Genomic DNA, 18416 nt, shown 5'->3' with positions numbered 1-18416 from the left:
TTTTTATATTTCATTAAAGGCAAAAAATGGCTGAATTTTATGATGCGAAAATGGTAGAAGAGAAATTTTATAAAATTTGTGAAAATCGTGGATATTTTGAGATAGATGGAAACAAAAATATTCAAGAAGACAATAAAACTTTTTGCATTATGATGCCGCCCCCAAATGTTACTGGAGTGCTTCATATAGGGCATGCGCTTACCTTTACCTTACAAGATATAATAACAAGATATAAAAGAATGGATGGGTATAAAACTCTATGGCAACCAGGGCTTGATCACGCCGGAATTGCTACTCAAAATGTGGTTGAAAAACAACTTTTAGCTAGTCGGGTTACAAAAGAGCAAATTGGAAGAGATGAATTCCTTAAAAAAACTTGGGAATGGAAGGAAAAAAGCGGCGGTATAATACTCCACCAAATGCGTCGCCTTGGTATAACTCCAGCGTGGAGTAGAGAGCGATTTACTATGGATGAGGGGCTAAAAAACGCCGTGCGAAAAGCCTTTGTAAATTTATATAATAAGGGTTTGATAGTCCGCGGAAACTATATGGTAAATTGGTGTACTCACGATGGAGCCTTAAGCGATGTAGAGGTCGAGCATAGGGCAAATAAGGGTAAATTATATCATTTGAGATATTTTTTATGTGAAAATAGTTGTTCAAACCATAGCCAGATAGGTGGCGATTGCGAAGCAGATTTGGGGGTTGCGCAGAATTTTGCGAGTGCAGATAGAATAAATAATTCATCAAGCGAGCAAAATTCAAGCTCCGCTAAAGATGCGAGCAAGCGTCCCTATATCGTGGTGGCTACTACTAGACCTGAAACCTACTTTGGCGATACTGCTGTGATGGTAAATCCAGATGATGAGAGATATAAAAGCTTAATTGGTAAAAGCGTAGAGCTACCGCTACTAAATCGTAAAATCAAGATTATAGCTGATAGCCATGTTGATATGAGCTTTGGAACTGGCGTGGTGAAAGTAACTCCAGCTCACGATACAAATGACTACGAAGTGGGCAAAAGGCATAATTTGGAATTTATAACTATCTTTGATGAAAAGGGAATTTTAAACGAGCATTGTGGGGAATTTCAAGGATTAGAAAGATTAGAAGCTAGAGAAAAAATCATAAATGAACTAGAAAGCAAGGGCTTTGTAGAAAAAATCGAAGATTATGAAAATCAAGTAGGATATTGCTACCGCTGTAAAAATGTAGTTGAGCCATATATAAGTAAGCAGTGGTTTGTAAAAGCAAATATCGCAAAACAAGCCATAGAAGATGTAAATGATGGCGGAGCTAAATTCTACCCATCGCACTGGATAAATAGCTTTAATGCGTGGATGAGAGAGCTAAAAGATTGGTGTATTAGTCGCCAACTATGGTGGGGGCATCAAATTCCAGTATTTTACTGCGAGTGCGGATATGAGTGGGCTGATGAGAGTGAAAAACCGCTAAAATGTCCAAAATGTGGTGGAGTTAAATTCACTCAAGATCCAGATGTGCTTGATACTTGGTTTTCTAGTGGGCTTTGGCCTATTTCTACGCTTGGCTGGGGAAATGGAGATGCCCTTAAAAATGATAAATGGTTTGATGGAGATTTGAGCGAATTTTACCCAAATACTATGCTAATTACTGGCTTTGATATACTCTTTTTCTGGGTTGCTAGAATGATGTTTCAGTGTGAAAATGCCACAGAAAAACTGCCTTTTAAAGATATTTATCTTCACGCACTTGTAAAGGATAAAGATGGCAAAAAGATGAGTAAATCAAGTGGAAATGTGATAGACCCACTAGAAAAAATAGATGAATATTCAGCTGATATTTTGCGTTTTACCCTTACTTTACTTTGCGTTGCTGGTCGAGATATAAGGCTAAGCGAAGAGAAGATGGTGCTAGTAAGGAATTTTACAAACAAGCTTTACAACGCAAGTAAATTCCTAATGCTAAATGCAGATAAATTCCCAGATTTTGATGAAAATGCTGTGCATTCAGAGCTTGGCAAATACATACTAAGCCGATTTAAAATAGCTACAAATGAGACTAGAAAGGCTCTTGATAGCTATAGATTTAATGACGCAGCAGATAGGGTGTATAAATTTTTGTGGGATGAGTTTTGTGATTGGGGAATTGAACTATCAAAAGCTAATAAGAGTGCAATTATCGAGCTTGGCTCTATTTTTAAAGAGAGTATGAAGCTACTAAGCCCGTTTATGCCTTTTATAAGCGAGTATTTGTATCATGAGTTAAGTGGCACAAATTTAGAGAATTCTACCTCCATAATGGTGATGAAATACCCAAAACCTAGCTTAATAGATGAGGAGATCGTAGCTAAATTTGAGCTAATTATCGAAGCCATTATAAGCATTCGCCGTGCTAAGGCTACAATCGACCAAGGAAATGCTAAAATTTCAAAAGCCTTCATAAGGATAAACAAAAACTTAAATATAAACCAATATCTAAATTTCATCAAACTCCTAGCCAAATGCGAAGATATAGAGCTTACAGATGAGATAGTACCAAACTCAGCTAGAGATGTAAGTGAGAATTTAGAGAGCTTTATCCCACTTTCAGGAGTGGATACGACTGCCATCATCGCACGGCTAAATTCGCAAAAAACCAAGCTTGAAAAAGAGATAGCTAAGCTTGAAAATATGCTAAATAATGAAAAATTTGCAGCAAATGCTCCACAAGCCGTGCTACAAACCAATAAATATGGTCTAGTAACTGCTAAGGAGAAATTTGAAAAAGTGTGTAGTGAGCTGAGAAATTTTGGAGAAATATAAGGATAAATAATGAATTTTAAGGTTAAAAATCTAGGACTTTTAAATCAAGCGGAGATAGAAATTGGCGACTTAACCATTCTTTGCGGTGAAAATAATAGTGGTAAAACCTATGCTGTTTATGCTTTTTATGGTTTTTGGAGATTATTACCTGAAAATATTAATGAGCTTATTTTAAGACATAAAGATAGTTTTATACAAAAAGAAAAAAATATTATCGCTATTGAAGAAACAAAATTTATCCAAATTCACGCAAATCTAAAAAACGAAATGAATAAGCTATACAAAAATAAACTTGTAAAAGTTTTAGGAGGCAATGCAGATATTTACAAAGATGCTAAATTTGAATTAAGTTTTGAAATTTTAAATTACGAAAAGATTTTTAAACAGCAAAATTCTTTCTTTAATGTTTATAAAGCAGATGAAAATATAATATTTGAATTTTTTGATAGAGATGATTTATCATCTAAAAATATACATTTATTTTTAGTTTATCTTATAATAAGCAGATTATTTTATAGACATCAAATAAATATTATTAGTGTAGAACGCACAGGTATTGCTATGTTTTATAGTGAGTTAAATATAAGCAGAAATAACATCCTAGCAGGTCTAACCCAAAATAATCAAGGAGATATCATCGATAATATAAATAACTATATACAAAAAGCTACCTCTCGCTATCCTTTGCCAATTACCGACAATATATCTCTTATAAATGATATATCAAATGTTACTAATCAAAAAAGCTTTATCGCTGAAAGTAAAAATAATAAAATTTTAGATTTGCTTTGGCAGATAGTTGGCGGAAAATATATAATAAATGATTATGGATTACAATTTGCGACTGGTGCAAAACAAAAAATACTCCAAAAACACAAAACTATAAATATCCAGCAAACTTCTAGCTCTGTTAAATCTTTATTTTTATTAGATTTATATATTAGATTTCAAGCACAAAAAAATGATATTTTAATTATAGATGAACCAGAATTAAACCTGCATCCAAAAAATCAAATTCTACTAGCTAGGCTTTTAGTTATGTTGGTAAATATCGGCATAAAGGTGTTTATCAGCACTCATAGTGATTATATTTTGCGTGAGTTTAGTTCATGTATTTGCCTAAAAAATATTAGCGATGAAAATTTGAAAAATTTAGAAGAGTATTCAAAACAAATGCAATTAGACGCTAATAAAGTAAGAGCTTATCAAACTATAAAAATTAGAGATGAAATAACTACTGAAAGTGTTAAAATTACTCAAGATGATGGTATTTTTATGAAAACTTTTAATGAAGTGATAAATATGCAAAACATAGCTCAAGATAAAATTTATGAGCAAATTTTAAAGAGCCGATTATGAAAAAAGAATTACAAAATTTTTATAGTTTTTTAAGCGATAATTTAAAATGCGGGGATGGGAAATATTATATAATAGAAGAAATAAATAATAAAAGTTATATCAAGAAAGTTAGTATAGAAAAAAATGGAAGTTTTTTTGTTCTAAAACAAAAAGATCAATTTAAAGCTGAACTATTTAAAGATGCTATTCCATCTTGCGATTCTATAGTAGTTAGTTATGATAAAGTATATTTTGTAGAGCTAAAATCCACCTCCGGCGATACAATATATAATAATGATGAAAATCCACGTGATAAAGCTTTAAAACAATGCAAAAATAGCCAACTTCTATTCGATTATTTATATAGTGCTTATAATTTACAAAAGTCAGCAAATTTAAATTTTGAAAATAAACAATTCATTTATCTATATCCAAAAAGAGCAATCTCTGAAAAATCTCCAACAAATATGGATACAAAAAATTCTTCCTTAATACCAAAAGAAGTGGAATGTGATAACAATGGTTGTATTGAGTTAGATCTCGATTTTTTCAAAAAAATAGGTTAAAATATGATAAAAATCTCAAATTTAAAAAAATATTATGGCAAAAATCTCATCATAAATAATGTTAGTTGCGAGATAAATAAGGGTGAAATATTTGCTATCGTTGGTCACAGTGGTGCTGGTAAAAGCACGCTTTTACGCTGTATAAATGGGCTTGAAAGCTATCAAAATGGCAGTCTAAAAGTGCTAGGGCGTGAGATAAAATCGTTAAATGAAAATGGATTAAGAGATCTTAGGCGAGATATAGGCATGATATTTCAGCATTTTGCTTTAATGAGTAGAAAAACAGCTTTTGAAAATATCGCTATGCCTTTGCGTGTGTGGGGCTATGATGAAAAGGCTATAAAAGCCCGTGTTGATGAGCTTTTAGAGCTTGTAGGATTAAAAGATAAGGCTAGAAGTTACCCAAGTCAGCTAAGTGGGGGTCAAAAGCAGAGAGTTGCCATTGCTAGGGCTCTAGCACTTAATCCTAAAATCTTACTTAGCGATGAGGCTACGAGCGCGCTTGATCCAAACACAACAAAGCAAATTTTAAGCCTACTTAAAGAGATAAATGAGAAGCTTGGTATCACAATAGTGCTAGTCACACACGAAATGGAGGTGGTAAAAAACATAGCAAATAGAGCTATTTTACTCCAAAGTGGCGTGATAACCAACTTCGGATCAATTGTAGAGCTATTTTTAAATCCAGATGAAAATATGAAAAACTTCCTTGGAGAAGATGAAATTTTACCAGATACTGGGGTAAATATAAAGATATTTTTCCCACCAAATGTAGCGATGAATAGCATTATCACATCTATGGCTAGAAGGCTTGATATTGATTTTAACATAGTTTGGGGCAAATTAGAAAAGCTAGGTGGTAGCGTCCTTGGAAGTCTAGTTATAAATGTAAAGCCAAAAGATGAGCTTAGAGTGGAGGAATTTATAAAAAGTCAAGGGGCTTTATATGAAATTTTAAAGGAGAAAAAATGATAGCAAAACTACTTTTTGAAGCGACTTTAGACACTTTATATATGAGCTTTGTCTCTACATTTTTAGCCTTTATCATTGGATTAGTCTTAGCCATTATATTAGTCATAACTAGCAAAAATGGCCTAAAACCAAATAGAGCAATCTACAATTCATTAGATATAATAGTAAATACTCTTAGAAGTTTTCCATTTATTATTCTTATAATTGTATTATTTCCATTTACCAAATTTATTGTTGGGACAAGTATTGGCACCACAGCGGCTATAGTTCCGCTTACTATTGGTTCAGCACCCTTTATAGCTAGGCTAATTGAAAATGCAATGAATGAAGTAGATAGCGGTATAATTGAAGCTGCGCTAAGCTATGGAGCCACTAAAACTCAAATAATATTTAAGGTTATATTTGTAGAGGCACTGCCAAGCATCATAAATGCCATAACCCTTACATTAATAGTAGTTGTTGGCTTTACAGCGATGGCTGGTGCGGTTGGCGGTGGCGGACTTGGCGATGTAGCTATGAGATATGGCTTCCAAAGATTTCGCCCAGATATTATGGCTTATACTGTTATTATTTTAATCATAATGGTTCAAATAATACAAAGTAGCGGAAATTTACTATATAAAATTGTTAAAAAGTAATTAAATTTAAATTTTAGCCGATTTTATTTATAAATAAATCAAGGAGTTTGATATGGTATCAAGTGTAAATGCCGATGCCCAATTAGCAGCAAGCACTATGGCGCTTAAAAAATCAATGGATGTAGAGAAAACTGCGATGAGTAATATCCTAAATGGCATAGTCGGTGCAAATATGCAAACACCAGCTAGCAACGCACCTTTAGCGGTTACTAATCCTACGCAATTTGTTCAAAATGAAGCGGCTAAAGCCGGTAGATTAGATATATACGCTTAATCATCAAGGGGCTTTAGCCTCTTGATAAAATCTCTTTAAACTAAATTTATAAATTCCAGCAGTGATTGATCGGTCCATTTCCATGCCCTATGGATAGATTACTATTAATAGCATTTCTTACATAATCTTTTGCTTTTTGGATTGAATCTTCTATACTTAATCCATTAGCGATATTACACGCAATAGCAGATGAGAGAGTACATCCCGTGCCATGGGTATTTTTAGTATCTATTCTAGTAGCATGAAATAGGCTGATTTCTCCATCTTTATAGAGCAAATCAGTAGCATCACTAGAAAAATGCCCACCTTTGATAAGCACACTATCGCACCCATAGCTACTAATCTTGATAGCTGCTCGCTCCATATCATCTATATTTTTTATCTTTATACCACTTAATATACTAGCCTCGGGTAAATTTGGCGTTACGATTTTTGCCATACCAAAAAGCTCATCAATATAAACATTTAAAGCGTCTTTATCCATGAGCCTAGTACCGCTTGTAGCTACCATCACTGGGTCTAAAACTATATTTTTACAATCATATTGCCTTAACGCCTTTGCTATTATACGCATTATATTGGAATTTGAAAGCATTCCTAGCTTGATTGAATCTGGAGTAATATCGCTTAATACAGAATCCATCTGTGCTTTAATAAACTCAATTGGACAATCAAAAACCCCGCTTACTTCTTTTGTATTTTGTGCAGTCAAGGAGACTATAACAGCCATCGCATAAAGCTTATGGGCGGTTATGGTTTTAATATCAGCTTGAATTCCAGCCCCACCAGATGGATCAGAACCTGCTATGGATAGCACTTTTTTCATTATATTTTTCCTTATTATTTTAAATTTATAATCTATTTTGTATAATAGCAGATCAAATTTAACACTTAAGGATAAAATATGAAAAAACTACTAGCTTTAAGTATAGTCGCTGCTGGGCTTATCACCTCTGCTTTTGCACAAACTCTAAAAGTTGGCGCCACTCCAGTTCCACACGCTGAGATACTCGAATTCATCGCACCAGAGCTAAAAAAATCTGGAATAAATTTAGAGATTAAAATATTTAATGATTATGTTATCCCAAATATTGCCGTTGAAGATGGCGATCTAGATGCTAATTTCTTCCAACATATCCCTTATTTAAATGAATTTAACAAAAATAAAGGCACTCATCTAGTAAAAACTATTGGCGTGCATTTAGAGCCAATGGGAGTATATAGCAAAAAGATAAAATCCATAAATGAGCTAAAAAACGGCGCTATAGTAAGCATTCCAAACGACCCTACAAATGAGAGCCGTGCCCTAGATGTGTTAGCTTCTGCTAAGTTAATTGAGTTAGATCCAAACGCACAATTACGCACCCCGTTAGATATTACCAAAAACCCTAAAAATCTAAAATTTAAAGAGATAGAAGCGGCCACTTTGCCACGCACTTTAAACGATGTTGATATCGCAGTTATAAATACAAATTTTGCAATGAATGCTAATTTAAATCCTACTCAAGATGCTTTGATTATAGAATCTAAGGAGAGCCCATATGTAAATATCTTAGTTGTTAAAGATGGCAATCAAGATAAAGATGAGATAAAAGCTCTTGGAAAAGCACTTCAAAGTCAAGCTGTTAAAGATTTTATAGCCAACAAATATAAAGGCTCTATAGTTCCAGCATTCTAAATTTGTTTTTAAGCTAATTTTGGGGTTATTTTAGATATAATTAACCCCAAATTTTTATAAACTAAGGATATAAAATGTCAAAAAAATGTGCAATTACTGGCAAAGGCCCTATGGTCGGAAACAATGTAAGCCACGCTAACAACAAAACAAAAAGAAGATTTATGCCAAACCTTCGCACTGTAAGAGTAACACTAGAAGATGGCACAACTAGAAAAATTAAAGTCGCAGCTTCTACTTTAAGAACAATGAAAAAACAATCAAAATAACCATATAAAGAGGGATTTATGTCTTTGATAAAAAAGATTAAAAAATTCCTCAATTGGGCCGATGAGTCCAAACCTGAATATGATTTAAATACAGAATTATACCAACAATTAAAAGCCTTTCGTCTTCCAATTATCTTTGTAGTTTTAATGATGCTATTTGGCACACTTGGCTATATGATTACTACTGGATTTACGCTTGTTGATGCAATATATCAAGCTGGAATGACATTTACTACAGTTGGCTTTACCGAAGTTTCACATATAAATACCGCCGGACGCCTTTTTACCATATTATTTATACTCATAGGATTTGGATTATTTACATTCTCTTTGGGTCTTATAATTGAAGTTGTCAAAAAAGGTGTTTTAACTAGGATATTAAAGGAGAGAAGCATGATATATAAGATCGCAAGACTTAAAAATCACTTCGTTATCTGCTACCACAATCTCTATACTATTGAGCTATCAAGGCAGTTTAGAGAAAATCATATTCCATTTGTGGTTATAGATAGCAATGAGAATTTAGCTCAAATAGCTGAAACATACAAATATCCATACTACATAATTGATGAGCCACACACACAATCAGCTATTTTAAAATCTCATCTCTCAAGCGCTAAAGGATTAATCACCCTTAGCCCAAATATTGCCGATAATATCGCTTTGATAGCCACTGTTAGATTATATGAAAAAGAGCTTGGTAGAGTAAAGCCATATTTCATTATGACAAACTCAGATAATGATAGCGATACTGATAAACTCATCAAGCTAGGTGCTGACTCTGTCGTAAGCCCATCTAAGCTAGTAGCACAAAGAATATCTGCTATAAGTGTGCGACCAGATATGGAGAATATACTAGAGCAATTTTTGTATAAGAAAAATTCCCCAATAGACATAGAAGAGATCAAGGTTCCAGAGGCTTCTTGGATTAGGTTTAAGCGGATCAAAGAGACGCATTTGAGAAAATTAACAAATGCTGATATTGTAGGTATAACAGATCAAAATGGTAAATTTAGCCCAATGCCAAATGGCGATACGCTAATCGGAACTGGCTCAAAGCTCCTAGTTATCGGCACAGCTGAGAGTATTAGATCTACAAAACGCCTAATCTTTAGCAAATACAAACCAGAGGAGTTAAAATATGTTTAATCTAATAAGCCTTAAAAATGGCCTTGAGAATGTAGACGGATTTTTCTTTGGCGGTGTTAGCACTGGACTAAAGGCAAATGGCGATAATGATTTGGGATTTATAAGGTCAAATGAGCCGTTTATGCTCTCGGCTAAATTTACATCAAATAAATTTCAAGCCGCACCGATTCTTCATTTCAAACGCTATCCAAAGGCTTTTAAATCAAATTTCTTACTACTAAATTCCAAAAATGCCAACGCCATGACAGGACAAAATGGCGTAAATGATATTGATGAGATATTTAAAACTCTAAACTCTAAAACCCATCTAATAAATCCTATTATGAGTTCCACTGGCGTAATTGGCTATAGATTAAATCAAGAGAAGATAAAATTAGGATTTGATAAATTTAATCTAAACCAAAGAGATAGCGATGGCGTTGCTAGGGCAATTATGACAACTGATAGCTTTAAAAAAGAGATTGCTTTTAGAGTTGAACTAGATAATAATAAAAGCTTTAATATCGCTGCTATTTGTAAGGGTGCAGGTATGATAAATCCAGCATTTGCTACCATGCTTTGCTTCATTCTTACTGATGCTAATATCCCTCAAGATGATATGGATGAACTACTAAATTCCACTACTAAAAATAGCTTTGATGCCATTAGCGTTGATGGCGATACTAGCACTAATGATACTCTAATGCTACTTAGCTCAGCCAAAAGTGGCGTATATGATAAAGAGGCTTTTAAATTCGCACTTGATAAAATAACCTTAGAAATGGCATTAAATTTGGTAAAAGATGGTGAAGGTAGCACTAAGGTTGTAGCTTTTAAGGTTAAAGGTGCTTTAAATACCGATGAAGCCATCAAAGCCGCAAAAGCTCTTTCAAATTCGCTCCTAGTCAAAACGGCAATTTTTGGCGAGGATCCAAACTGGGGTAGAATCGCCTCTACAATAGGTGCTAGCGGAGTTAGTTGTGATGCTAACAAGCTTATTATACACTATGATGATGTGCTAGTCTATGATATAGATCATCCTGAACTTGATGAAATTAGAGAGCAAAAAGCACACAAAGTAATGCAACAAGATAGCTACCATATCACTTGTGATTTAGGTATTGGCAATGGCGAATTTACCGCTTATGGATGCGATTTAGGGCATACATATGTAAAAATCAATGCTGATTATAGATCATAGTTGGCTTGTTTTAAGTATCTTTTTTGTATAATGTCGAAATTTTAAATTCAAAAGGAGTATAAATGCTACATGAATATAGAGATCTAATCACAGAATTAAAAGGCAAAAACGCCCACTTTGATGCTGTATTTAGCAAACACAATGACTTAGACCAAAAAATTTTAGATGTAGAAGAGGGTCGTGAGCATATGGATCAATTTGAGCTAGAAACTCTTAAAAAAGAGAAATTAAGACTCAAAGATGAAGCTTATCACATTTTAATGGAATACAAAAAATCAAAAGAGAGTGAGTAAATTTTTGGGCTTAAAGCCCAAAGTTACCTATAAAAAATTTTAATAAATAATATACTTAATTTCTCTTATCATAATATTACTTCATTCAAATTCAATTTTTTATCTATATTTAAATCTTTTTATAATATAATAATGAATAGAAAAATCAAATTATTTATCTTGGCTTGTAAATTATATAAGTTTGGATATAGTTAATATTTAAAAAGGAAAATATATGTTTAGTTCATCTAAAAAAATCTCTCATTATGAGGAACAAATCGTCGCTCTAAAAAAAGAGCTAGAAGCAAGAAATGCTGAAAATAGCAAACTTCGTGCTGAAATAAAGGAGCTATCATCTTCTCAAAGCAACCTAAAAGAGTGCGAAATAATAACTGAAATAGCCAAAAATATGATTGAAGGTGTCAAAGCAAATTCAAAAAATATCCAATCTGGCATTGAAAAGAATTTAGAGCTATCTCGTGCCTCTATCGATAAAATCGAATTCAATCTAAATAACATAGCTGAACTAAGCCAATCTAGCAATAAGCTAATCGACTCTCTAAATGAGATTACAAGCTCAAGTAATAAAACTCGCATAGCAGCTGAAAATCTACACAAAAGTGTCGATGAGATCACAAATGTAATCAACCTAATTAAAGATATATCGGACCAAACAAACCTTCTAGCGCTCAATGCCGCCATTGAAGCAGCTAGAGCTGGAGAGCATGGTAGAGGATTTGCTGTTGTCGCAGATGAGGTAAGAAAACTAGCTGAAAGAACACAAAAAGCCACAGCAGAAGTAGAGATGAATATAAATCTATTAAAACAAAATGCTAGCGATATGTTTGCTCAAAGCGAAGAAGTAGAGAATATTTCAATCGAATCAAATAAACATATCGAAGGCTTTATAACCAAATTTGATCTACTAATAAGCAATACAAAAGATATAGAAGATAATGCTAAATTAATTTCATATGATATATTTACAAGCCTTATTAAGATCGATCATATGCTATTTAAAACAAATGGATATAACCAAATCTATACTAAAAATTATGAGCAAATGCCAGATCACACAATGTGTCGTCTTGGCAAATGGTGCGAAGATCGCGGTAAGGCTATATTTGGCAATCTTCCTGAATTTGGTCAAATACTTGAGCCTCATAGTATGGTTCATAAATATATCAATTCTGCCATCAGCCTTGCGGGTAAAGATTTCACCAGCAATGCTTCAATGATTGTTAAAGAATTTAAAACTTCAGAAGAGTATTCACTCAAGCTATTTGATATATTTGACGCGATGATACTATCTAAGTCTAGATCTACAAATTAGTATCCATAAGAGAGTATAAAGCTCTCTTACGCCATATCGTTAAGGTTTTAAATTTATTAAAATATTTAAAATTAAGGATTAAATTTGAGAGTAATTATCCTACTTTCTTTATTCTATATGCTCTTAAATAGCTTTGAGCTTAGTAGCGAGCAAATAGATAGGGATAGCACTAAGCTCTCACTTTCGCCAGTAAATTTAAATGATGATATGATTAAAAACTTAAATACACAAAAATTCAAAATATTAACATCGCATTACACCCTTAATAATAAAGACAACAATGGGCTAAACAATATTGATTTTATTGATATTGAATCGCTTAAATTTAACCACTGGACTACAAAAGATATTAGTTTTAATATAACCCAAACGCTAAATAAAAATGATAAAGATTATAATTTATATGGTATATATTCAGCATCGCATAATCTAAATTTAAACATATTCACATTCACCAACTCCATAAACACAATATATGATATTAAGAGCGAAACCACATGTACGCACTCATCTAATATTAGTGCTCAAATATTTAAAAACACCAAAATTGGCACCCTACTCTACCAAGATGATAGCAGCAAATACAATGCAAATTACTACATAAATACCCAAATTTATAAAAATATACATATAGATTTATCGCTTTATAATACTCAAAGTAGCGATAATTTTTATACTAAATTTAAAATCAACTACTAAAGGGTCGATATGAAAAATTTAATTATAATTCTAGGTGAAGATTTACAGATAAATCACCCATTTTTAGACTATTTTTTCTCTTGCTATAAAAAGAAATTTGACTCACTTGCCTCTATAAAATACATACAAAATAATAACAAAGAGCTACCATTTTATATAGAAAATGCCACTAAAAATTATGATAATATAACAATATGTGCTAATGAAAATGGATTTTATACGCTTAGTAGAATCCTAGCCACGCTTACAACTGATACAATAGAGCTTAAATCTGACACGCTTATGCCATCTCAAGTAGTTAAATTTAGCAAAAATAGCTTCTTAATAGATATAAATAACTCCAAAATAAACTTAATCAAAGCTGAGCCAACCAAAGAATTACCAGAAATTCTCACCCAAGATAACCACAACTCAAAAATATTTCATATAATTGATATTGATAAAGAGAGCGCTCAAATACTGCTAGAGCCACTTACCACCACTTATAATGTCAATATCGCCCTTACTCAAGTCATAGATGGCTTAACTAAAATTAAGGTTAGCACCAGCAAATACGGCCATATAGATAGCTTTATTGATAGTGTGGCAAATTTATTTATCGGTAAAATTATTCCTTCAGACAATATAGTTGAATTTATCGCTAAAAAGCTAATCCAAAATAATAAAAAAATAACATTTGCAGAGTCTTGTACCGCTGGAATGTGTGCTGCGACACTTGGCAATACTCCTGGGGTTAGCGCTATTTTTGATGGCTCACTTGTAACATACTCAAATAAGATTAAAAACCACTGGATAAAGGTCGATAACAAGATATTAGATAACTTTGGAGCCGTTAGCGCTCAATGCGTAGAAGCGATGGCAAACGGCGCTATGAAGCTAAATGGTGCTGATTATGCCATTGCTATTAGCGGGATAGCTGGACCAGATGGTGGTAGTGAGCAAAAGCCCGTAGGAACGGTATTTATAGCAGTTGCTTCCACTAGCGGCACTATCTCATCTAGACTACTACTAAGTGGCGATAGAGACTACATAAGAGCTCAAAGCGTCCTACACGCCTACACGCTGTTACTGCGCACCTATCCAGAGTTAAACTAAATATTATTAGCGATGAAATTAGCAAATTCATCGCTATCATTTGGGGCTTTAACTACCTTGTAATACTCAAATTTATTCTCATCTGCGATATGCTTATACTCAATTGCTAGCTCAAAATCAGTCTCAGAATTATCAATACAAAAACTAATTGGATATATCATCGCTCTTTTGCTAGTTAAATTTGGCAATACTTCGCTTAAATTTGGCTCTAGCCACTTCACAGGCCCAAGGCGAGACTGATATGCTAAAGTTAAGCTTTTAAATTTCATTCCATCTTTGCTTAAAATATCCTTTAAAATCTCCAAATGCCCCTTTAAATGCCTCTCATACAAATCCCCATTATCAATAATCTTTTGCGGAAGTGAGTGAGCTGAAAATATCAAATCAATCTTACTAGCATCATCATCACCCAAACATTTAGAGATATGATAGGATATGATATTATTAAATTCAATATTACTATAAAAATGATCTATAACTCTCACTTTAGCGCCAATCCCAAGCTGTTTAATCGCCTTATTTGCCCCTTCTAAACTAGAAGTAATTGTCGTTGCTGAATGGTGTGGGTATAGCGGAAATAGCACTATCTCATCAGCATCTTTATACTTAGATAAAGTATCAATAGCAAAAGGCGGAGTGTAATTCATAGCATAATCAAAAACCAAGCTATCTGAGCCAAATTTAGTATTTAGCTTATTTATTAATGAGCGTGTGATATCGCCTAGAGCGGACTTTCCGCCTAGTTTAATATAATTTTGTGTAGCTGGTTTTAATCTCATCATTGTTATTATCCATGCCACAAAAGCCCTTAAATAACGATTTTTAATCCCTAAAATATATGGATCATTAAACATATTTGTCAAAAATACCTTGACTTGGCTTAGCTCATCTACGCCCCCCATATTTAGTAAAATCACAACTTTTTTCATTACTATCCTTTGGCTAAATTTAAGTAATTGTATTTCAAAATAATTAATATTTACCACTCAATGGCACGATTATAGCGAATTTTTTGACCTTTTTGCATCCCCATCACCTCGCCATAATCCCCCACCCCAACCCAAGAAGTATCCCTAAATAATCTAACCAAAATAAAATCACTGCCATAAAAATGCGTATTTTTAATCTCAAACTCAATCTTTTGCTCATTATCTACTTGCACATCCATCACCCCACCAATCACATCGCTAGGAGAATTTAGACTAGATTTTAACTCCACAATCTTGCTTGAAGCGTTAAAATCTTTAAAGATAAAATGCTCTTTTAGCTCAGGTATAACGCTCATATTATTATCTAAAATAGGGCTATATTCGCCGCTATTTCTAGCTATATTTTGACACTCATTATCACAATAAATAGCAAAATAAATATTAGCCATATGCGGATAGCTCGTTGCTTGAGTTAGCTTTTGACCATACGCCTTAGCATAATATAGATAGCTATAATTTTTATTTTGATCTAAATTTGATTTTATTGTTAAATTTGTATCTATATCATTTGGTGTGATTTTATAAGGATTTTGTGCTCTATCTCTTGGCAATGATAGCTTTACAAGACCCTTACCAACGCCATTTTTAAAGCTATTTTTACTGATAATATAGGTATTAATACCGCTTTGATAAATTCCGTTTTGATCTTTTGGCTCATTTGGGGCGCTCATAATTAGCTTACTATAATTGCTAAAGCTTACACTATTAGCGTAGCAATTAGCACTAAAAAGCTTAGCCGTGCTATTATCAAATAGCTTAGCTTCAAACTCCAGCCCAGCCTCAACTCCCATAAAATCATCATATTGAGCTTGAGTAATATTAACTTCAACTACGCCAAATAATCCAAATTTAGAGTGAAAATCGCTCTTTATATGAGCGATTTTATCATAATCAAAATATCCAATATCTTGAGCGATTTTAGTATAGCAGCCGATTTTACCATCTTTATTTGGCTCATTTGTAAAGCTATTTATCAAACAAGCATCACGACCCTTATCGCTATTATCAAAATCAGCAAATTCAAGCCTAGCCACCCCCATATCAGGATAGACAAATCCATCTTGATCTGTTCTAATCTCGCCTACCCCACCGCTAAATTCTATAGTCTCATCAGCCATATTTGCTAAGCAACTTGACAAAGTGTGCTTTATAAAATCTCCACTAAAACTAGCATTATACCCAATAATCCTAGCACCACTATAATCAAGCGCAAGAAGTCTAAAATCCTTATATTTCACCCCGCCTTTTGGATTTTGCAAAACTTTTTCTAGCTTAAACTCAGCCACTCTGGCATTGAAATTTTGCGATTTTACCTCTCTTAGCGCACCTTTTTGATCCTTAAATCTAGCTAAAAAATATAAATTTTTATAGTTTAAATTAGCTAAATTTGGGATTATCGCTTTGATTTTCCCTCCATCAAAGTTACTAGATCTATAAATTTCATAACCATTATTTAGCCTTATCTCAAGATCGCTTATCATCTCATTACTATAAAACTCAATATCAAACTCACGCCCAATAATCTGCGTATAAATATCTCCAAAACCAATATCTATATTTTGATTGGAATTTAACAAAACTCTCTCAAATACAATATTAGACTCAAACTCATATTTATCAGCTCCGATATCAGCCACACCAAAGATTATTAATAGATTTTGACCGCTTTTTAGCCTAATATCTTGATACTCATAACCATCGATTAAATAAGAATTATTACAAATAAGATGGCTATTTTGCTTAGAATTTGAGATTTGAAAACTAAATTTCGCCATTGTGGCACTAGCAAAACTAACGCTAACTAAGGTATCAAATTGCGCCGTTATCGATATCGCAACTTGCTTATTTGCTTCAATTTTGGTTGATTTAATCTTATAATGTTCTTTTGTATTTTGACTTACAATTGATGTATTAATATCGTCACCATTATGCTCTATGGTAATAACCTTGGATATATCACAATCTGCCACCAAACTCATCACGAAAAAAATAAATAAAAATATAACTCTCATCTCTATCTTAACCTTTTAAAATTATATCTACTAAATGATAAATTTAGCTTATTAATTAAAACAGCTAAATTTTTAAGTATTTTATAAAATTTTATCAACAATATATTTCGAAAATAATTATATTTAAAAACAGATTTTTCAAAAAGTATGAACTAATATTAAAAATTAAACTAGATAAAAGCCATATTTTACTTCAATGGTGCGATCAGCGAGACTTGAACTCGCACACCGTAGCGGCACTACCCCCTCAAGATAGCGTGTCTACCATTCCACCATGATCGCAAAATAAATTTAAAAAGCCCCATTTAGGGGCTGAAAATTAACCTAAAAATGGGTTAGCATAAAGTGCGATAAGAGCGATAACAAGTGCGTAAATAACTTGTGCTTCAATCATCGCAAGAGCGATAAACATTGTAGTAAGAAGTTTTCCGCCAAGACCTGGATTTCTAGCTGTACCTAAAATAGTAGCAGCAGCAGTATGACCCATACCGATAGCTCCACCAAGAGCAGCCACACCAAGACCGATACCAGCAGCTACAACTGAGAATGCTTTGATTTGTTCGCCATCAGCACCAAATGCCAAGCCTGTTAAGGCTACAAGTAGAAAAAGAATTTTTTTCATAAAATTTCCTTAAAAAATTATTGTTTGAACTAGTTCGGATAAAATCCCTACTTAAAATTCAAAACTCGGAATTATATATAAATTTGGTTTAATCTTTCATAAATTTATCCATTTAATCATAAATCACTCTACTTAAATTAGCAATAAAGCATAACATAAATTAATATTTCTAATAAAGCACTATCATAATCATTGAATAAATATTTATTATTAAAAAATCAATTTAATAAAAATATATTTGTTATCAATAATTATATGGTTGTTTTGTATTATTTTTTACTTCGCAGTGGAGCTAAGCTCCACTTTGCGACCAAAAAAAAAGGGGGGGGGGAGCCTTTCACAGAAACCTCGGCTAAAGCCGTCGCATTCGCTGGTTTTGGAAACCCCTAAAGTCCCCACTTCGTGGGGTTGTTCCCCTTATAAAATCTGAGCGTAGCTCAGCTTTTATAGAAGTTTAAAATTTAATTTACTGTAACAATCTTAATATATTTTGTTGGACGGCATTAGCTTGGCTCATAGCATAGCTACCACTTTGAGCTAGGATATTAAA

Annotated in this window: 19 protein-coding genes, 1 tRNA gene and 1 pseudogene; 15 read left to right on the top strand and 6 right to left on the bottom strand. The window is 33.1% G+C overall.

Annotated elements, in window-relative coordinates; genetic code table 11:
• The first annotated feature begins 26 nt into the window (after positions 1 to 26).
• The 6 genes from CSUIS19073_RS02565 to CSUIS19073_RS02540 are packed head-to-tail and all read left to right on the top strand — an operon-like array spanning position 27 to position 6571.
• Positions 27 to 2783: a valine--tRNA ligase gene (locus CSUIS19073_RS02565; RefSeq protein WP_086242270.1), complete on the top strand. Its 2757-nt coding sequence runs from the start codon at positions 27 to 29 to the stop codon at positions 2781 to 2783.
• Positions 2784 to 2792: 9 nt separating this feature from the next.
• Positions 2793 to 4142, top strand: coding sequence for an AAA family ATPase (locus CSUIS19073_RS02560; protein ID WP_086242271.1), 1350 nt, complete (start codon positions 2793 to 2795; stop codon positions 4140 to 4142).
• On the top strand, positions 4139 to 4687 hold the full coding sequence (locus tag CSUIS19073_RS02555; protein WP_086242272.1) for a hypothetical protein: 549 nt from the start codon (positions 4139 to 4141) through the stop codon (positions 4685 to 4687). Before CSUIS19073_RS02560 ends, CSUIS19073_RS02555 begins: the two co-directional genes overlap by 4 nt.
• 3 nt (positions 4688 to 4690) lie before the next feature.
• On the top strand, positions 4691 to 5659 hold the full coding sequence (locus CSUIS19073_RS02550; RefSeq protein ID WP_086242273.1) for a methionine ABC transporter ATP-binding protein: 969 nt from the start codon (positions 4691 to 4693) through the stop codon (positions 5657 to 5659).
• Positions 5656 to 6297 (top strand): methionine ABC transporter permease, encoded by a 642-nt coding sequence (locus tag CSUIS19073_RS02545; protein ID WP_086237256.1) that lies wholly within the window; start codon positions 5656 to 5658, stop codon positions 6295 to 6297. The genes CSUIS19073_RS02550 and CSUIS19073_RS02545 overlap by 4 nt, the downstream gene beginning before the upstream one ends.
• Before the next feature lie 52 nt (positions 6298 to 6349).
• Positions 6350 to 6571: a hypothetical protein gene (locus tag CSUIS19073_RS02540; RefSeq protein ID WP_086237257.1), complete on the top strand. Its 222-nt coding sequence runs from the start codon at positions 6350 to 6352 to the stop codon at positions 6569 to 6571.
• Between the two features lie 46 nt (positions 6572 to 6617).
• Here CSUIS19073_RS02540 and thiD read toward each other — a convergent pair whose 3' ends face one another.
• Entirely contained in the window at positions 6618 to 7397 is a 780-nt protein-coding gene (gene thiD / locus CSUIS19073_RS02535) for a bifunctional hydroxymethylpyrimidine kinase/phosphomethylpyrimidine kinase (RefSeq protein WP_086237258.1), read from the bottom strand.
• Positions 7398 to 7475: 78 nt separating this feature from the next.
• Between thiD and CSUIS19073_RS02530 the strand changes: the two genes are divergently transcribed.
• From CSUIS19073_RS02530 to CSUIS19073_RS02495, 9 genes and pseudogenes are all read left to right on the top strand, one after another.
• Entirely contained in the window at positions 7476 to 8249 is a 774-nt protein-coding gene (locus CSUIS19073_RS02530) for a MetQ/NlpA family ABC transporter substrate-binding protein (RefSeq protein WP_086237259.1), read from the top strand.
• Between the two features lie 74 nt (positions 8250 to 8323).
• Positions 8324 to 8515 carry a 50S ribosomal protein L28 gene (rpmB, locus tag CSUIS19073_RS02525; protein ID WP_086237260.1) on the top strand — a complete coding sequence of 64 codons (192 nt, stop codon included), beginning with the start codon at positions 8324 to 8326 and terminating at the stop codon, positions 8513 to 8515.
• Positions 8516 to 8533: 18 nt separating this feature from the next.
• Entirely contained in the window at positions 8534 to 9664 is a 1131-nt protein-coding gene (locus CSUIS19073_RS02520) for a potassium channel family protein (RefSeq protein ID WP_086237261.1), read from the top strand.
• A complete protein-coding gene (gene argJ / locus CSUIS19073_RS02515; protein ID WP_086242274.1) occupies positions 9657 to 10844 on the top strand; it encodes a bifunctional glutamate N-acetyltransferase/amino-acid acetyltransferase ArgJ in 1188 nt (395 codons plus the stop codon). The genes CSUIS19073_RS02520 and argJ overlap by 8 nt, the downstream gene beginning before the upstream one ends.
• A gap of 62 nt (positions 10845 to 10906) precedes the next feature.
• The gene (locus CSUIS19073_RS02510) at positions 10907 to 11137 is read left to right on the top strand and encodes a YdcH family protein (protein ID WP_086237263.1); all 231 of its coding nucleotides are present in this window, start codon (positions 10907 to 10909) and stop codon (positions 11135 to 11137) included.
• A gap of 631 nt (positions 11138 to 11768) precedes the next feature.
• Positions 11769 to 12008 (top strand): annotated as a pseudogene (locus CSUIS19073_RS08330) (methyl-accepting chemotaxis protein); the annotation flags it as partial.
• Between the two features lie 117 nt (positions 12009 to 12125).
• Positions 12126 to 12449, top strand: coding sequence for a CZB domain-containing protein (locus CSUIS19073_RS08325; RefSeq protein ID WP_438939238.1), 324 nt, complete (start codon positions 12126 to 12128; stop codon positions 12447 to 12449).
• Between the two features lie 84 nt (positions 12450 to 12533).
• Positions 12534 to 13148 carry a hypothetical protein gene (locus CSUIS19073_RS02500; RefSeq protein ID WP_086237265.1) on the top strand — a complete coding sequence of 205 codons (615 nt, stop codon included), beginning with the start codon at positions 12534 to 12536 and terminating at the stop codon, positions 13146 to 13148.
• Positions 13149 to 13157: 9 nt separating this feature from the next.
• Entirely contained in the window at positions 13158 to 14243 is a 1086-nt protein-coding gene (locus tag CSUIS19073_RS02495; protein ID WP_086237266.1) for a CinA family protein, read from the top strand.
• Here CSUIS19073_RS02495 and hemH read toward each other — a convergent pair.
• The 5 genes from hemH to CSUIS19073_RS02470 all read right to left on the bottom strand — a co-directional run.
• Positions 14240 to 15172: a ferrochelatase gene (gene hemH, locus CSUIS19073_RS02490; protein WP_086237267.1), complete on the bottom strand. Its 933-nt coding sequence runs from the start codon at positions 15170 to 15172 to the stop codon at positions 14240 to 14242. The genes CSUIS19073_RS02495 and hemH overlap by 4 nt on opposite strands.
• 50 nt (positions 15173 to 15222) lie before the next feature.
• Entirely contained in the window at positions 15223 to 17244 is a 2022-nt protein-coding gene (locus tag CSUIS19073_RS02485) for a hypothetical protein (RefSeq protein WP_086242275.1), read from the bottom strand.
• A gap of 197 nt (positions 17245 to 17441) precedes the next feature.
• Positions 17442 to 17526, bottom strand: a tRNA-Leu gene (locus tag CSUIS19073_RS02480).
• Positions 17527 to 17563: 37 nt separating this feature from the next.
• A complete protein-coding gene (locus CSUIS19073_RS02475) occupies positions 17564 to 17866 on the bottom strand; it encodes a F0F1 ATP synthase subunit C (RefSeq protein WP_086224097.1) in 303 nt (100 codons plus the stop codon).
• 466 nt (positions 17867 to 18332) lie between these two features.
• On the bottom strand, positions 18333 to 18416 hold an 84-nt coding region (locus tag CSUIS19073_RS02470), incomplete at its 5' end, for a flagellin (RefSeq protein WP_337214377.1).

Origin of the sequence: Campylobacter sp. RM19073 (assembly GCF_024723495.1) — a bacterium.
Taxonomy (GTDB): domain Bacteria; phylum Campylobacterota; class Campylobacteria; order Campylobacterales; family Campylobacteraceae; genus Campylobacter; species Campylobacter porcelli.
The sequence above is the reverse complement of the archived record's forward strand: the minus strand, read 5'-3'. Positions and strand labels throughout refer to the sequence as shown.

Coding starts and splice junctions, on each gene's coding strand:
- CSUIS19073_RS02550 (WP_086242273.1), top strand. CDS start 4,691: ATGATAAAAATCTCAAATTTAAAAAAATATTATGGCAAAAATCTCATC.
- CSUIS19073_RS02520 (WP_086237261.1), top strand. CDS start 8,534: ATGTCTTTGATAAAAAAGATTAAAAAATTCCTCAATTGGGCCGATGAG.
- CSUIS19073_RS02475 (WP_086224097.1), bottom strand. CDS start 17,866: ATGAAAAAAATTCTTTTTCTACTTGTAGCCTTAACAGGCTTGGCATTT.
- thiD (WP_086237258.1), bottom strand. CDS start 7,397: ATGAAAAAAGTGCTATCCATAGCAGGTTCTGATCCATCTGGTGGGGCT.
- CSUIS19073_RS02565 (WP_086242270.1), top strand. CDS start 27: ATGGCTGAATTTTATGATGCGAAAATGGTAGAAGAGAAATTTTATAAA.
- CSUIS19073_RS02560 (WP_086242271.1), top strand. CDS start 2,793: ATGAATTTTAAGGTTAAAAATCTAGGACTTTTAAATCAAGCGGAGATA.
- CSUIS19073_RS02555 (WP_086242272.1), top strand. CDS start 4,139: ATGAAAAAAGAATTACAAAATTTTTATAGTTTTTTAAGCGATAATTTA.
- CSUIS19073_RS02495 (WP_086237266.1), top strand. CDS start 13,158: ATGAAAAATTTAATTATAATTCTAGGTGAAGATTTACAGATAAATCAC.
- CSUIS19073_RS02510 (WP_086237263.1), top strand. CDS start 10,907: ATGCTACATGAATATAGAGATCTAATCACAGAATTAAAAGGCAAAAAC.
- CSUIS19073_RS08325 (WP_438939238.1), top strand. CDS start 12,126: ATGCTATTTAAAACAAATGGATATAACCAAATCTATACTAAAAATTAT.
- argJ (WP_086242274.1), top strand. CDS start 9,657: ATGTTTAATCTAATAAGCCTTAAAAATGGCCTTGAGAATGTAGACGGA.
- CSUIS19073_RS02545 (WP_086237256.1), top strand. CDS start 5,656: ATGATAGCAAAACTACTTTTTGAAGCGACTTTAGACACTTTATATATG.
- hemH (WP_086237267.1), bottom strand. CDS start 15,172: ATGAAAAAAGTTGTGATTTTACTAAATATGGGGGGCGTAGATGAGCTA.
- CSUIS19073_RS02540 (WP_086237257.1), top strand. CDS start 6,350: ATGGTATCAAGTGTAAATGCCGATGCCCAATTAGCAGCAAGCACTATG.
- CSUIS19073_RS02485 (WP_086242275.1), bottom strand. CDS start 17,244: ATGAGAGTTATATTTTTATTTATTTTTTTCGTGATGAGTTTGGTGGCA.
- rpmB (WP_086237260.1), top strand. CDS start 8,324: ATGTCAAAAAAATGTGCAATTACTGGCAAAGGCCCTATGGTCGGAAAC.
- CSUIS19073_RS02530 (WP_086237259.1), top strand. CDS start 7,476: ATGAAAAAACTACTAGCTTTAAGTATAGTCGCTGCTGGGCTTATCACC.